Here is a 14,079-nt window from a genome sequence, read left to right on the forward strand (position 1 = left end):
GAGATCAAAAATGGGTTTACAGCGAGTAACAACGCTACAAAAAAACGTCGTTGAACCGTTGGAACATAACCCACAAGCAACAGAGGAACTATCAATGTCCGATAACGTTAGAAGTCAAGCCATTACCCAAGGAACCCAACGCACCCCCAACCGTGCAATGTTGCGGGCGGTGGGATTTGGTGATCAAGATTTTACCAAACCCATCGTTGGAATTGCCAACGGTTACAGCACCATCACCCCCTGTAATATGGGGATTAACAGCCTAGCATTACGCGCAGAAACCGCCCTCAAACAAGCGGGAGCGATGCCACAAATGTTCGGAACAATTACCGTCAGCGATGGCATTTCTATGGGGACTGAAGGGATGAAATATTCCTTAGTTTCACGGGAGGTAATTGCTGACTCTATTGAAACCGCTTGTAACGCCCAAAGTATGGATGCGGTTTTAGCCATTGGGGGTTGTGATAAAAATATGCCGGGGGCGATGATTGCAATTTCTCGGATGAATATTCCGGCGATATTTGTATATGGGGGAACGATTAAACCTGGACATTATAATGGGAAAGATTTAACCGTTGTTAGCGCTTTTGAAGCCGTCGGACAATATAGCGCTGGAAAAATTGACGATACCGAATTAATTGAAGTCGAACGTCGGTCATGTCCGGGGGCGGGTTCCTGTGGGGGAATGTACACTGCAAATACCATGTCTTCTGCTATTGAAGCGATGGGAATGAGTTTAATGTATTCCTCAACAATGGCAGCAGAAGATGAGGAAAAAGCCGAAAGTACAGAAAAGTCAGCTTATGTGTTACGAGATGCTATTAAAAACCGCATTCTTCCCCGTCAAATTCTAACTCGAAAAGCCTTTGAAAATGCGATCGCTGTAATTATGGCCGTGGGCGGTTCAACGAATTCAGTTTTACACTTATTAGCGATTGCAAATGCCATCGGAGTTGAACTAACTATTGATGATTTTGAAGTGATTCGGGCTAAGGTTCCTGTGTTGTGTGATTTAAAGCCCAGTGGTCGTTATGTGGCGATAGATTTACACAAAGCTGGGGGCATTCCGTTAATCATGAAAATGCTATTAGAAAAAGGCTTAATTCATGGGGATGCGTTAACAATAACTGGAAAAACCGTAGCCGAACAATTAGCCAATGTTCCCTCCGAACCCAGTCCCGACCAAGATGTAATTCGTCCTTGGAATAATCCCATGTATGCTCAAGGACATTTAGCGATTTTAAAAGGTAATTTAGCCACAGAAGGTGCGGTTGCTAAAATTACTGGCGTTAAAAATCCAGTGATTACTGGCCCAGCGCGAGTTTTTGAATCGGAAGAAGAATGTTTAGATGCAATTTTAGCCGGAAAAATTAGCGCTGGCGATGTGATTGTGATCCGTTATGAAGGGCCGAAAGGCGGGCCAGGAATGCGGGAAATGTTAGCGCCAACTTCGGCAATTATTGGGGCTGGTTTAGGGGATAAAGTTGGATTAATTACCGATGGTCGTTTCTCTGGTGGAACTTATGGAATGGTTGTCGGTCACGTCGCCCCAGAAGCAGCCGTTGGCGGGAATATTGGTTTAGTTCAAGAGGGGGATAGTATTACCATTGATGCCCATCAACGGTTATTACAAGTGAATATTTCTGATGAAGAATTAGCCCAACGTCGTCAAACTTGGCAAGCTCCAAAACCCCGTTATACGAAAGGAGTTTTAGCCAAATATGCGAAGTTAGTTTCATCTAGCAGTATTGGGGCTGTGACAGACTTAAACTTAAGTTAATTCTCCCCTTATTAATCCAGGCGTGAAACCTCGTAGTGAGCCCTTCAGGGCTCATTTAATTATTTACTCTAATTGTGTTACTAAAAATGGATTTATAATTATTGTTTTTTGTTCAATAAGTTGATTAGCTTGCATATCTTCTGAATATAAAATATTACAATTTTGTTGTAAAGCTGTAGCCAGAACCAGACTATCCCAATAAGTATAACCGTATTTAGAATTAATGTCTAACGCTGTGATCACTTTTAAAACATCTATTTCCACAATAGTAAAATTTGTCACCATTTCCAGAATAATCTGTTTAACTTCATCTTTGGGTTTTACCTTCTTTTTAGTCATAACATTATAGAATTCACCCAAAATCTGAGTGCTAACAATGATTGAGGTAAAGTTATTATTAACCAACTCTCTCACCTTAACAGACTTATTCGGTGAATTTTGGGAGTAAAGATAAACCCAGAGGTTAGTATCTAATAGAACCTTATTTTTCATAAAGTTCCTCTCTATTAAATTCATAGTTATCTGGGAGAGTAAAGGAATGTTGATCTACAAACTCAAAAAATCTTTGCTTTTTGACTTCAATTTCATCTGTTTCCACAAGAATAACTTTAAAACTTTTTCCTTCCCATTCATCACTCAACTTTTCAGAGAGGATCAAATTACCATTATTACAAGTTGCTTGGATAACTTTGTACATTGTAGTGATGATCTCCTTATAAAGCTTTATAAATATTTTTTCAGCCTTGTTTTGGGGATTAAAATCAGCTAAATCAACATCTCCCCGCATCAAACCCCTTATTCAATTGTAACCAATATCATCAATTCTTGTCAATTATAAAATAGCGATCGCCCCGATCTCCAGTTTAAAAAATTGGATTAAAGAGCGATCGCTATCAAACATTTATTATTAGGCTTTAGCCCTAAATTCCAAGAAACTACAGGCTAACAGCAGCACCCGTTGAAGGTTTAGCAGCTTCAGGAGATTTTGACCCCAACATCGTCTGATAAAGTTTCACTAATTGTTGTTCTTGTTCGGCTAAATGTTGTTCAATTTCGGTAAATAATGCCGTTGAAACGGGGTCAGTGGTTTGAACTCGTAAATTAAAAACATCGACAACCCCCGTTTGAATATCCCCTAATGCTTGTTTAGCGATCGCAATATCATCACTAGACTGTAACCAACTTTTTAACTTAGCATAAGGTTCCGCCATTGCTGAAGGTAAACTCGGTTTTTCTCCTAACTCTTGTAAACGAGTTTCTAACTGCTCAATATGTTGCCGTTTAATGGCAATAAAATCCTTCAACATTAACTTTAACTTCAGATAATCTGCCTTTTCTGAATACTGTTCTAACGCTTCTAAAGAATAATGTTCTCCCCCTAAAGCCGTATTCAACGCTTTAGTAATTTCTCCTTTGGTTGAACCTCCCCAAGCATCCGCTAATTTCCACCATTCCGCTAAATTATTATTTTCATCAGGAAGACCCGCCTGTTTTCCCAAACCTAATTTGTTTAAAATAGCAGTGGTAAAAATTGCTAAATCTCCCGGTTGACGAGAGGTAATTAAATTGCCATCAACCACTAAAGCTTTATTCAAATAAATCGCCCCAGAATTCATCATATCTTTGCGAATAGCGACAAACCCCGTCGCATTTTTTCCGCGTAATAAATCCCCTTCAATTAACAACTGGGGCCCATGACAAACCGCAGCCACCCATTTTCCTTGTTCCATCATTTTCTGCACAAATTTAACCGTATTCGGGTTACAACGCATTTTATCCGGTGCCATTCCCCCCGGAATAATTACAGCATCAAAGTCTTCTGGACGCGCTTCTGTGGTTGTTCCATCGGCGGAATGAGTCATTTTTCCTTGTTTACCTTTGTATTTTTCATTCATCCGAGAACCGAGAACAACGGTTTCTACTTCGGACATTTTCAAGGCATTATAAGGAATCAAAAACTCTGAATCTTCGACCCCATTCTCAATTAAAATGGCAACCCGTTTTTTAGATTTACTGTCATTGTTCAATGTCATGATCTTTCTCCTTTCAATGATGAATTCACTATTAAAGTTTGAATCAACAATCTGAGCTTTAAAAAGATTTTTTTTATGGCTCTATAAGCTCAATAGATTGATTAGCCATTTCGTTATTTTAATAATTTCAAACTCTAAGATTCATCTGTCAAAGGTTGGAGAAATGATCAGGGTGTAGAGTGCGTTGGCTAAAATCCCATAAATGAGTTAGGAGTTAGTTCGTGGAATTTAGCTTATACACCTTACTATTCTGATAATGATAATAATTCAGGAATGGTTACAAACCGATAACCTTGTTTTTGTAATTCAGGAATCATAATCTTTAAGGCTTCTATGGTTTGAAAACGATTTCCACCGCCATCGTGCATTAACACAATATCCCCTGGACGTGCTTGATTTAAAACGCGATTTGCTAAAATTTCAGCAGATGCTTGTTGATAGTCTTTCGTATCAATAGACCACATAATAACGGCATAGTTTTTACTGCGAGCATACTCCGCAACGCCATTATCTAAAATTCCTCCAGGGGGACGAAATAACCGCGTTTTTAATCCTGTCATTAACTGTAATTTTGCTGATGTATTTTCAATTTCGGCTTTAGCTTTTTGGGGTTCCATTTTGGGATAAGAATGTGTCCAACTATGATTCCCAACTGCATGATTTTCTTGAACCACTTGTTGTATAATTTCCGGGTATAATACTAAATTGCGACCTAAAATAAAGAATGTGGCTTTAACATCAAACTGTCGCAAAACCGCTAAAATTTTTAACGTTTCTAACCAGGGGCCATCATCAAAAGTTAAGGCGATTACTTTTTCTTGATTTCGGGGATAAACATTATGAACTGTTTTACCTTGATAGCGTTCTGGAATTAAAGAATAATAGGGTTTTTCCGGTTTCTTTAAACTCGGAGGGGGGAAAGGTTTTCTAGGAATAAAAGGGTCTGGTTTTCCTAACGGGGGAAGTGGTGGTTTTTCCATCCCATCTTCAGAAGAATTCATCGGTTGTATGGGAACCGAATTTTGAGCTTGCGCTTCAATAACAGACAAAGAGACAGCTACTTGTCCATGATTAAAGCTTAATATAAAAATTCCACTCACACCACAAAGTAGAATCTGTGAAAACCGTTTAGAATGTTGGGAACCTGTCATCGATTTTAAGCGTCAAAATAATCTGACTCTAGTTTACGAGACTTTCCCACAAACTCGCGTAAATCTTAATTAAATATGAGAATGTTCATGATCAGAAACAATCTCCGCTTTGTTGGGTGTTAATGCGATCGCAAATAAAAACGAGACTAACGGCCCTACAATAAAAATAGCCAATTCTAACCCTGTCATAATCTACCCCCTATGGGTTGCGGTATTTATGCAGCCCTATTCCCATTGAATGCAGCGTTAATTATTAGTCAGGTTTTTAACGAACCCAGGCTGAAAAACGGCTTCTGCATCAGAAAATTTGCTGATAATACTCTCTATATTCTTAAATATACTATAATCATCCTCATCCAGCACCCCTCTATAGGATCATAGGTCTTCCTTTAACTCAATCTTTATATTCAAAAAATCAACCTTTGCAAAGCCTAAATTTTATTCATAAATCTTTATATAGTAATCTTAAAAGGGAACAGGGAACAGGGAACAGGGAACAGGGGGAAAATAGTTGATTGTCTGGGTTTCATCGTGAGTCTATATTCTCACTTTTTTAGGATTTATTATATCTCGTTAAACCCAGAAAATAATAACTTTTTAGAAGATTGTAAAACTGAAAAATATAGATTAAAATCGGAAAACAGAAACAATCTCAGCCAAACAGAGGGGAGCAAGACCATGAGTGGCGAAAAACGGCGATATGTTAGTGTTGAAGAACAGGAATTGCGACGTCTGAAAGAACAGGAAAGTCGTTTGCGTTCTGTACAACAGGATCTCCCAGAACGGTTAAATGCAGTCCGAGAACAGGCGCGGCAAGAGTTCCAACAACGTTTTGCACCCCTCGAACAACGTGCCCAACGGCAGGAACAGGAAAGCCAACGTTTAAAAAGTAGTTTAGCCGATTTAGAACGCAATACCCAAAAGCGGTTACAGCAACAGCGTCAAGAATTTCAAACCGCAGTCCGAGACTCGGAAAAACGTCAACAACAGGCGCTACAACAGGAAACCAACCGTTTAGAAACTGCAATGCGTCAAGGGTTTCGAGAACAGCGTCAGGAATATTTAAAAATTACCCAACAACAACGTCAGGAATATACCCGTTTAATAACAGAACAGGATCAGAAATTCACTCAATTAATTATAGAAGAACGCAATGAACGTAAGCAAGGACAACGAATTTTACAACAACAAATTGATCATGTTGTCAATGATTTAAAACAGGAACGTCAACAAAAATCCCAACTTGCTCAAGATTTGTTAGCCGATGTAGAAGCGATTTGGCAACAAATTGATCGAGATTATCAACATCAGAAGTTTGCCCCTGGACGGTTAGCAGAATTGCATCGGGGATTAGAATTAGCGAGAACGAATATTCAAAATGGGGTGATGGAAGCTGCGATCGCAACTACCCAACAAACCTATTTAGAATTAGCGGATTTACGCTTAGAATTAGAACAAAAAGAGCAAGAATGGCTATTACTTTATCAAGCAGCTTTAGAAGATTTAAAAACTCTAATCACAGAGGTACAAGCAAATCGAAACTGTGAGGTAGAAGTGGGACAGGGAGATGAAACAGAAACCTTTAAATTAGAAGTCGATTATTGGGTAAATGGTCGATTAACCGAATATGAACAACAGTTAAAACAATTAGAAACTCAACTCCAAACCCAATCAGAAACCCTAACAACCGAACAGATAAAACAGTTAAGTGATCAAATTTTAGCCCAACAACCGATATTAGGAGAAATTGTAGAACAGGCGAAATTATCAATTTTAGGATCTCAACTCCGGGTAGAAATTGCCGACCGTGTAGTTGATGTTTTAGAATCTTTAGGATATCGTCTTCTTGATCCTGAATCTGATGCAGTTTACGAAGGTTCAGATCAACGTAATGCTTTTGTAGTAAAAGTTAAAAATGTTGCTGGTGATGAAGTGGTAACGGTGATTAGTCCTGAAGCCGAATTTGGTGCTAATTCAGTTTCAATTAATACCTTTAGTGAAATCTTAATTGATGAACAGACAACCACACAAAATGCCGAGGCAATTTTTACCGCTTTAAATGACTCCGGTGTCCAAGGAAATCGGCCGACAGAATGTTATGAAAAACCTCAAGACGACTATAAAGATTTGGAGAAAGTTAAACAGCGTAATCAAACACAAACCAAGGGTCTGTAGGGGCGGGTTCGAGTTAACCTTTGAAACCCACAAATAATTGATCTAAACCCGCCCCTGACCCTGCCCCAAAATTTCATCAGCAATTAAAAATTAATGGTGGGGTTGGGCGGGTTTATGATAGTTATTGGTGGAAATCATAAATTTGTACAGAACCCGCCCCTACGGGTTTAGGGAATATTTGATCACCCCGACAATGATATAATTTTATCTAAGATTGCAAACCCTAACGTTATGGCTAATTGTCCCATCTGTCAAACAGAATATACAGAAAATCAAGTTAGCTTCTGTACAACTTGTGGATGGGATTTAACGCCCTATCCCGTGACTTTCCCTGGACATATCCCCGATGAATTTAGAGCTAAGGAAAAAGCTAAATTCAAGTGGGCAAAACAAGCATGGTTAAAATTAAAAACCCAGCAAAAACAGTTAAAAGAACAACAACTTGCCTCTCAACAACAGTTAACCGAAATTTTAACTAAATTTGATCAATTTTCCCAAGTTCCCAGTCAACAATTAACAGAATCTATCTCTACTCTCACCCAACAGTTAGCAATAATTCAACAACAACTGACCACCGCCACCGCAGAACGTCAGCAACTCCAAACCCAAGTTAATCAGTTAAACCAATCTCAAATAGAATATCAGGAAAAATTAGCCCAAGAAATCGTTACCCCGCAAACCTTACTCAATTTTTTTACCCCCATTAACGAAAAGTTAACGGCGATTAAAACACAACTCGAAGCAGCTAAAATAGAAGCATCAATTCCTCAAAAAAAACCATCTTTAAAGATAAAACTGCGCGAAGTTAGCTTTGTAGGCGTTACTGTTAATCGTCAAGGACTAATTATTAATTCTCAACCTCAAAAAGCTCAAGAATTTCTGGAAGATTTAGACACAAAAAAAATGTTAGAAATGGTGTCTATTCCGGGTGGGACGTTCCTGATGGGTTCACCCCAGAGAATAGGAAATGACAGCGAAAAACCCCAACATCAAGTTACCGTTTCAGCTTTTTTGATGGGCAAATATCCCATTACTCAAGCCCAATGGAAACGGGTTGCTAATCTACCGAAAGTTCGCCGTGACCTAAAACCAGACCCTTCTAACTTTAAAGGCGAGCGCCGACCCGTAGAAAATGTCAACTGGGATGATGCGGTGGAATTTTGTGCCAGACTATACCAATACACAGGAACAGCCTATCGCTTGCCCAGTGAGGCGGAATGGGAATATGCCTGTCGCGCTGGAACTACGACTCCTTTCCATTTTGGCGAAACCATTACAGCCGATTTAGCTAATTATGACGCGAGTAATACTTACGACAATGGGCCAAAAGGAATCCATCGTCAACAAACTACCGTTGTGGGAAGTTTTCCCCCCAATGCTTTTGGTTTATACGATATGCACGGTAATGTCTGGGAATGGTGCGCCGACCCTTTGCATGAAAATTATCAGGGTGCGCCGACTGACGGAAGTGTTTGGGAGTCTGGGGGAAATACTGATTTCCGGGTGGTACGCGGAGGTTCGTGGTACGATAACCCCAGGAATTGTCGTAGTGCCAATCGTTTCAAGAGCGTGCCGGACAGTCGGAACTTGTACTTCGGATTTCGTGTTGTTTCCTCCCCGCCTGGGTGGACTTTGTAACCCTTTTTCCTAATTAAAAATCAATGGCGGGGTTGGGCGGGTTTATGATAGTTATCGCTGGGAATTATAAATTTGTACGGAACCCGCCCCTACGGGTTTAGGGAATATTTGATCACCCTAACGCCACCCCAAAATTTCATCAGCAATTGAAAATTAATGGTGGGGTTGGGCGGGTTTATGATAGTTATTGGTGGAAATTATAAATTTGTACGGAACCCGCCCCTACGGGTTTAGGGAATATTTGATCGCCCTGACCCCAGCCTAAAATTTAATCAGCAATTAAAAATCACTGGCGGGGTCGGGCGGGTTTATGATAGTTATTGGTGGGAATTATAAATTTGTACGGAACCCGCCCCTACGGGTTTAGGGAATATTTGATCGCCCGTAGGGGCGGGTTCGAGTTAACCTTTGAAACCCACAAATAATTTATCTAAACCCGCCCCTGACCCCGAAAGAGATCCCCCCTAACCCCCCTTAAAAAAAGGGGGGGATCAGAAATAAATCAAAGTCCCCCTTTTTAAGGGGGATTTAGGGGGATCTAATCTATCGGTTTTATTCCTATATTCATCCTTACTAATATGACTATTGAACGAATTACATCGGGGTTAAATTTAGATTCAGGCGATCGCTTTTTTATCTTCTACGGAACTAATACTAGCGATACCTTCTGCACTCCAGATTTATTATTACAAGATATTGAACAGGTTTTACATCGTTATTTACAATCTCAAGGTTATCAAAGAATCCTGTTTTATTCAGGAGTGGAAAAACTGTATTTCTTAGATCAACTATCCCGCGATCGCTGTCTTCCCCAAACTCAATCTAACAATAATTCTACCCCTTGTCAAGAACTCAGATTCTCCGGTTCATTAGGAAGAAAACGCGGATTATTAGGGCGAAAAACACCCGCCACCCCGACCGAAATTCCACCAACAACCCGCAATACTCCAACTCGATTACAAGATGTTAATATTCTGCCTATTTTTGAAACTGTGATGCAGGATATTAACCAAAAATCCGTAATTATTTTTACCAATACGGAAGATTTAGGACAATTTGATCATCGCCGCGAACTATTTGGGCGGTTTGTTAATTGGTTACGTTTACCGCCGCAAAATTCTAACCTGTGTATTTTTATTTCTCACCATGAAACCAGTGCTAAATTGCAAGAATATTGCGATCGCATTGGTTTCACTCTCCTATCTAATTATATCAGCAAACGAGATGATTCTACAACTCAATCTCTAAATTTAGTTCGCCTAGCATCTCCCGATATTCAAGAAATTAATAACTTACAACAGTATTTTAGGTTACAGGAACAAAAAACCCTAGTTTGGAAAAATCTTAATCAACTCTCCCAATGGATATCGGCGGAAAACCAATCTCTAAAGACTTGGTATCATCGGTTTAAAAGCGTTCCTGAAATTTCCCTAACTCAAGCAAAAGCAAAGCGTTGGTTTACTGCGGATATTAGCACCCAACCTGCTTTAGAAAGGTTAAATCAAATGATTGGTTTATCGAGTGTCAAAACCTTAATTAGTCAACAAATACCCCAGCTAATTGTACAACAACAACGTCAAAAACAAGGACAACAAACCGACCCACCCCGTCTACATTTAATCTTTACCGGAAATCCGGGTACAGGGAAAACCACCGTAGCGCGATTAATTGGGGAAATATATCGAGATTTAGGATTATTAAAACGGGGTCATGTTCGAGAAGTTGCTAAACAGGATTTAGTCGCTGGATATGTGGGACAAACCGCAATTCAAACTAATGAAGTAATTGATAAAGCCTTAGATGGGGTATTATTTATTGATGAAGCTTATACCTTAAGTCAAGGGGGAAATAATGATTTTGGTCAGGAAGCAATTGATACTTTGCTGAAAAGAATGGAAGATGAACGTCATCGACTGGCGGTAATTATTGCGGGATATCCTGATAATATTAATGAATTTTTGGAAAGTAATCCAGGGTTAAAACGTCGCTTACCTACTACGATTATTTTTGAAGATTATACTCCCTCGGAATTGTTAGCGATTTTTCAACAACGGTTATCGCGGGTACAATGTTCGATGACATCGGAATTAGAATTAGCTTTAGTTGGTTTGTTCACAGATTTGTATAGACGACGGGATCAAAATTTTGGTAATGCGGGGGTAGTGGAAAATTTATTTGATAAAATGGATCAATTGCGTTCTCAGCGTGTAATTCAGCAGAATTTAGAACCGTTACAAGAACCTTTTCAACTCCAAGATTTACCCCCAGAATATCGCCAAGAATCTCGAAAAAATGAGCAAGTTTTACAGGAGTTATTACAACAATTAGATCGGTTAACGGGATTAGATTCTGTTAAACAGAATATCAGAGAAATTGTGAATGAACAATTAGCCAATCAACGGTTAAGAGAAGCGGGAATTGCTATTAATGAAGGTCAGCAAACGCGCCATCTATTATTTACCGGAAATCCAGGGACGGGAAAAACAACGGTAGCGCGATTAATTGGACAAATTTTTAAAGCCTTGGGACTATTACAAAAAGGGCATTTTATTGAAGCAAATCGCAGTAATTTAGTCGCCGGATATGTGGGACAAACGGCTTTAAAAACTAAAGAAATGATTGAATCTGCGTTAGATGGGGTATTATTTATTGATGAAGCTTATGGGTTAAGTCGCAGTGATTCCGGTCAAGATTTTGGACGGGAAGCGATTGATACGTTAGTACCCATGATGGAAAATGAACGCGATCGCCTGATTGTTATTTTAGCAGGATATACCCTAGAAATGCAAGGGTTTATGAATGCAAATTCGGGGATTAAATCTCGAATTGGTAATATTATTGAATTTCCTGATTATACCGCAGAAGAATTACATCAAATTTGTTTAGGAATGGGTCAGCAAGGGGGGTGGATAGTTACCCCAGAAGTATCGACAAAATTGTTAACTATATTTCGAGATCTGTATGAACATCGGGGGCGAAATTTTGGCAATGGTCGAGAGGTCAGAAACCTTTATGAAAAAATGGTACAACGTCTAAAAAGTCGGATTGTTCGAGAGCATTTATCTGGGGAAGGGATGAGAACTTTTAGATTAGAAGATATTCCCAATTATGAAGGGAAAGAATTATAGGTTTTTTTGTTAATCACTAATATTTGATTTCTTAACCCGCGCACCATCCGGGTTTTGTCTGTGTAGCGACAGATTTCAATCTGTCGGAGGGGAACTAGGGGGAATGGTGCGTGCGCTGCGCTTACGCACCCTACTTGGTGGCGGTATCGATAGCAGTTTTAAAATGATTGGAAAAATTTAGAGGGGGAACACCAACCATTAAGGCTTCATTGGGGCGCAGATGAATTTCTACATCTCGCTGACGTTGTGTAAATAAACTGGCTTCGGGTAAATGACGAGAAGTTAAAAAATGTACGACTTGATTTGATGAACCTCGCCAACCTTGATTATCATTTAATTCAGGAAGATATTGTCCATCAATTAAAACATCAATTAAGGTTAAAATTTGATCAATAGTAGGGTTGTTTTGGGCTTGCAGTTGTGTTAAAGTAAACCCAGTAAAACAAATAATAGAAATATCCCGTTGTTGACGTAAATTATGGAATAATTCACTCAATGCTGATGCTTGTAACATCGGTTCACCCCCGGAAACGGTTAACCCTTCTGTACCCGGAATTGATAATATATAATTAGCTAATTTTTGGGGATCAATTTCTGTGGCTTGTTTCTGGGGTATCCACTCAGGAGAAACACAACCCCGACAGTTAAAACAACATCCCTGCACCCAAATTACAAACCGTTGACCTGGGCCAAGGGTACGAGTTGAAGGGCAAATTTCAGCAATATTAATTAAGGTCATGTTTGAATGTTATTTTTATTTAATTATAATTAAACAGAGCCCGCTTTAGGAAGAATTCTAATGACACTGCAAGAATTACAAAACCAAGCATTACAATTACCAATTAGCGATCGCTGGCAGTTAGTCCAGTCTGTTTTAACTTCAATTCAACAAGAAACTTTGTTATCTATTTCTCCGACTCCAAGCGTTGAATTTATTACCGATCTTGATCCTTGGACTCAAAGTTTGATCGGTGTAATTCAACTCAATGCAGATGATTCTATTGAGTCCTATAGCACTACGCATTACAGTTAGGACATTTCTAAATCATGAAACTTCTTTACCGCTTACTGTTCCCTGTTCCCTGTTCCCTGTTCCCTAGTGCTATATTAAAAAGTAAAGCGAGTTTTTTGTTGTATCTGTTCTTGTTTTTGTCGAGATGTTGATAATTCTTGGTCAATTTCTGCTAAGGTTTCCTGTACGGTTTTGAGCAGATGATCAATTTTTTGACAATTCACAGGTAAGAGTTTTCCTAATACCGCATTGGTTTGATAATGGCTATTTAAAATCGTGATTAATTCCTGGGTTATTGTTTGATAAGTTTCAAAATCAGTTTGAGTTTGTTGGATTTGTTGCTGCACTTGGGTATAGGTTTCTTGTTGTTGAATGAGTTGTTGTTTCTGAGTTTCTAAATGAGCTAATTCTTCGGCGAGTGCTTCTGATAATCGTTGACGTTGAAGTTGGGTTAGGGTGATTAATTCTGATAGGGAATTGCGGGTACTTTGTTCTAAATAATTTTGTCGAGATTGCCAATAGGTGATTTCTTCTTTTAATAGGGTTTGTTGTTGTTGTAAGGCGGTAATTTGGTCGTCTAATTGAGTTTTTTGTTGTTGTAAATCAGTGAGAATTTGTTGTTGGGGTTCTAGTTGGGCGGATTTTTCTGCAATCGTTTTCTTGAGTTGTTCTAAGTTGGTGGTTTGCAATTTTGCTTCTAGGGTCGTTAACTGTTGAATTTTAGATTTTAAGGTTTTTAATTCTTGAGTTTCTTGACGAATTTGTTGCTCTTGTGATAAAATTAAGTTAGCTGATTTTAATAGTTCTGATTTTTCAGTAATTAGGGTTTTTAGGGATTGATTGCGATCGCTAATTCTTTGTTTCAAATTGACAGAAAGCGGAAAAGAATCTAGTAGAGGTTGCCAAGAGTTAAGTAGTTCTAATTGAGTTCCTAGGGTTTTAGAAAGAGCGATCGCCCAAGCTTCTAAGGTTTCCGGCTCCGTTTCTGATAACTGTTTTAAGACTTCAGGAGGAAAGGTTAATTGACAGTCCTCCAAGAGTGATTGAATTAACTCAAAGGGTAGGGAAATATGATCAAATTCCAATAAATTTTGACAGGTTTTAATTTGTTCAATTAAGTTCAGACTTTTTTGATTTTGCAGCATAATTTCTATTTAATATA

11 protein-coding genes are annotated in these 14,079 nt (G+C 38.9%); 5 read left to right on the forward strand and 6 right to left on the reverse strand.

Annotation, left to right across the window (positions count from 1 at the left end):
- Window positions 1-94 precede the first annotated feature (94 nt).
- A complete protein-coding gene (gene ilvD / locus PL8927_RS19900; RefSeq protein WP_083625422.1) occupies window positions 95-1,780 on the forward strand; it encodes a dihydroxy-acid dehydratase in 1,686 nt (561 codons plus the stop codon).
- Window positions 1,781-1,843: 63 nt separating this feature from the next.
- Here the strand turns inward: ilvD and PL8927_RS19905 are convergent, their stop codons facing one another.
- From PL8927_RS19905 to PL8927_RS19920, 4 genes are all read right to left on the reverse strand, one after another.
- Window positions 1,844-2,272 (reverse strand): PIN domain-containing protein, encoded by a 429-nt coding sequence (locus PL8927_RS19905; RefSeq protein WP_197047492.1) that lies wholly within the window; start codon window positions 2,270-2,272, stop codon window positions 1,844-1,846.
- Window positions 2,262-2,570 carry a hypothetical protein gene (locus tag PL8927_RS19910; protein WP_156093260.1) on the reverse strand — a complete coding sequence of 103 codons (309 nt, stop codon included), beginning with the start codon at window positions 2,568-2,570 and terminating at the stop codon, window positions 2,262-2,264. The genes PL8927_RS19905 and PL8927_RS19910 overlap by 11 nt, the downstream gene beginning before the upstream one ends.
- A gap of 145 nt (window positions 2,571-2,715) precedes the next feature.
- Entirely contained in the window at window positions 2,716-3,813 is a 1,098-nt protein-coding gene (locus PL8927_RS19915; RefSeq protein ID WP_083625037.1) for a DJ-1/PfpI/YhbO family deglycase/protease, read from the reverse strand.
- Between the two features lie 245 nt (window positions 3,814-4,058).
- Window positions 4,059-4,964, reverse strand: coding sequence for a polysaccharide deacetylase family protein (locus tag PL8927_RS19920; RefSeq protein ID WP_083625040.1), 906 nt, complete (start codon window positions 4,962-4,964; stop codon window positions 4,059-4,061).
- 678 nt (window positions 4,965-5,642) lie between these two features.
- Here PL8927_RS19920 and PL8927_RS19925 point away from each other — a divergent pair.
- From PL8927_RS19925 to PL8927_RS19935, 3 genes are all read left to right on the forward strand, one after another.
- Window positions 5,643-7,139, forward strand: coding sequence for a coiled-coil domain-containing protein (locus tag PL8927_RS19925; RefSeq protein WP_083625041.1), 1,497 nt, complete (start codon window positions 5,643-5,645; stop codon window positions 7,137-7,139).
- A gap of 231 nt (window positions 7,140-7,370) precedes the next feature.
- Window positions 7,371-8,777 carry an SUMF1/EgtB/PvdO family nonheme iron enzyme gene (locus PL8927_RS29030; protein WP_083625044.1) on the forward strand — a complete coding sequence of 469 codons (1,407 nt, stop codon included), beginning with the start codon at window positions 7,371-7,373 and terminating at the stop codon, window positions 8,775-8,777.
- A gap of 578 nt (window positions 8,778-9,355) precedes the next feature.
- On the forward strand, window positions 9,356-11,905 hold the full coding sequence (locus PL8927_RS19935; protein ID WP_083625046.1) for an AAA family ATPase: 2,550 nt from the start codon (window positions 9,356-9,358) through the stop codon (window positions 11,903-11,905).
- A gap of 130 nt (window positions 11,906-12,035) precedes the next feature.
- Here PL8927_RS19935 and PL8927_RS19940 read toward each other — a convergent pair whose 3' ends face one another.
- Window positions 12,036-12,644 (reverse strand): 4Fe-4S single cluster domain-containing protein, encoded by a 609-nt coding sequence (locus tag PL8927_RS19940; protein ID WP_083625048.1) that lies wholly within the window; start codon window positions 12,642-12,644, stop codon window positions 12,036-12,038.
- A 60-nt stretch (window positions 12,645-12,704) separates the two neighbouring features.
- On the opposite strand from PL8927_RS19940, the gene PL8927_RS19945 reads away from it, so the two are divergent.
- On the forward strand, window positions 12,705-12,938 hold the full coding sequence (locus PL8927_RS19945; protein WP_083625050.1) for a hypothetical protein: 234 nt from the start codon (window positions 12,705-12,707) through the stop codon (window positions 12,936-12,938).
- A 74-nt stretch (window positions 12,939-13,012) separates the two neighbouring features.
- Here the strand turns inward: PL8927_RS19945 and PL8927_RS19950 are convergent, their stop codons facing one another.
- On the reverse strand, window positions 13,013-14,062 hold the full coding sequence (locus tag PL8927_RS19950; RefSeq protein WP_083625052.1) for a coiled-coil domain-containing protein: 1,050 nt from the start codon (window positions 14,060-14,062) through the stop codon (window positions 13,013-13,015).
- Window positions 14,063-14,079: the final 17 nt, after the last annotated feature.

Source organism: Planktothrix serta PCC 8927 (genome assembly GCF_900010725.2).
Classification (GTDB): domain Bacteria; phylum Cyanobacteriota; class Cyanobacteriia; order Cyanobacteriales; family Microcoleaceae; genus Planktothrix; species Planktothrix serta.

Bases quoted from the DNA above. Each gene is read 5' to 3' on its own strand.
- ilvD (WP_083625422.1), top strand. From the start codon at position 95: ATGTCCGATAACGTTAGAAGTCAAGCCATTACCCAAGGAACCCAACGC.
- PL8927_RS19905 (WP_197047492.1), bottom strand. From the start codon at position 2,272: ATGAAAAATAAGGTTCTATTAGATACTAACCTCTGGGTTTATCTTTAC.
- PL8927_RS19915 (WP_083625037.1), bottom strand. From the start codon at position 3,813: ATGACATTGAACAATGACAGTAAATCTAAAAAACGGGTTGCCATTTTA.
- PL8927_RS19920 (WP_083625040.1), bottom strand. From the start codon at position 4,964: ATGACAGGTTCCCAACATTCTAAACGGTTTTCACAGATTCTACTTTGT.
- PL8927_RS19925 (WP_083625041.1), top strand. From the start codon at position 5,643: ATGAGTGGCGAAAAACGGCGATATGTTAGTGTTGAAGAACAGGAATTG.
- PL8927_RS29030 (WP_083625044.1), top strand. From the start codon at position 7,371: ATGGCTAATTGTCCCATCTGTCAAACAGAATATACAGAAAATCAAGTT.
- PL8927_RS19935 (WP_083625046.1), top strand. From the start codon at position 9,356: ATGACTATTGAACGAATTACATCGGGGTTAAATTTAGATTCAGGCGAT.
- PL8927_RS19940 (WP_083625048.1), bottom strand. From the start codon at position 12,644: ATGACCTTAATTAATATTGCTGAAATTTGCCCTTCAACTCGTACCCTT.
- PL8927_RS19945 (WP_083625050.1), top strand. From the start codon at position 12,705: ATGACACTGCAAGAATTACAAAACCAAGCATTACAATTACCAATTAGC.
- PL8927_RS19950 (WP_083625052.1), bottom strand. From the start codon at position 14,062: ATGCTGCAAAATCAAAAAAGTCTGAACTTAATTGAACAAATTAAAACC.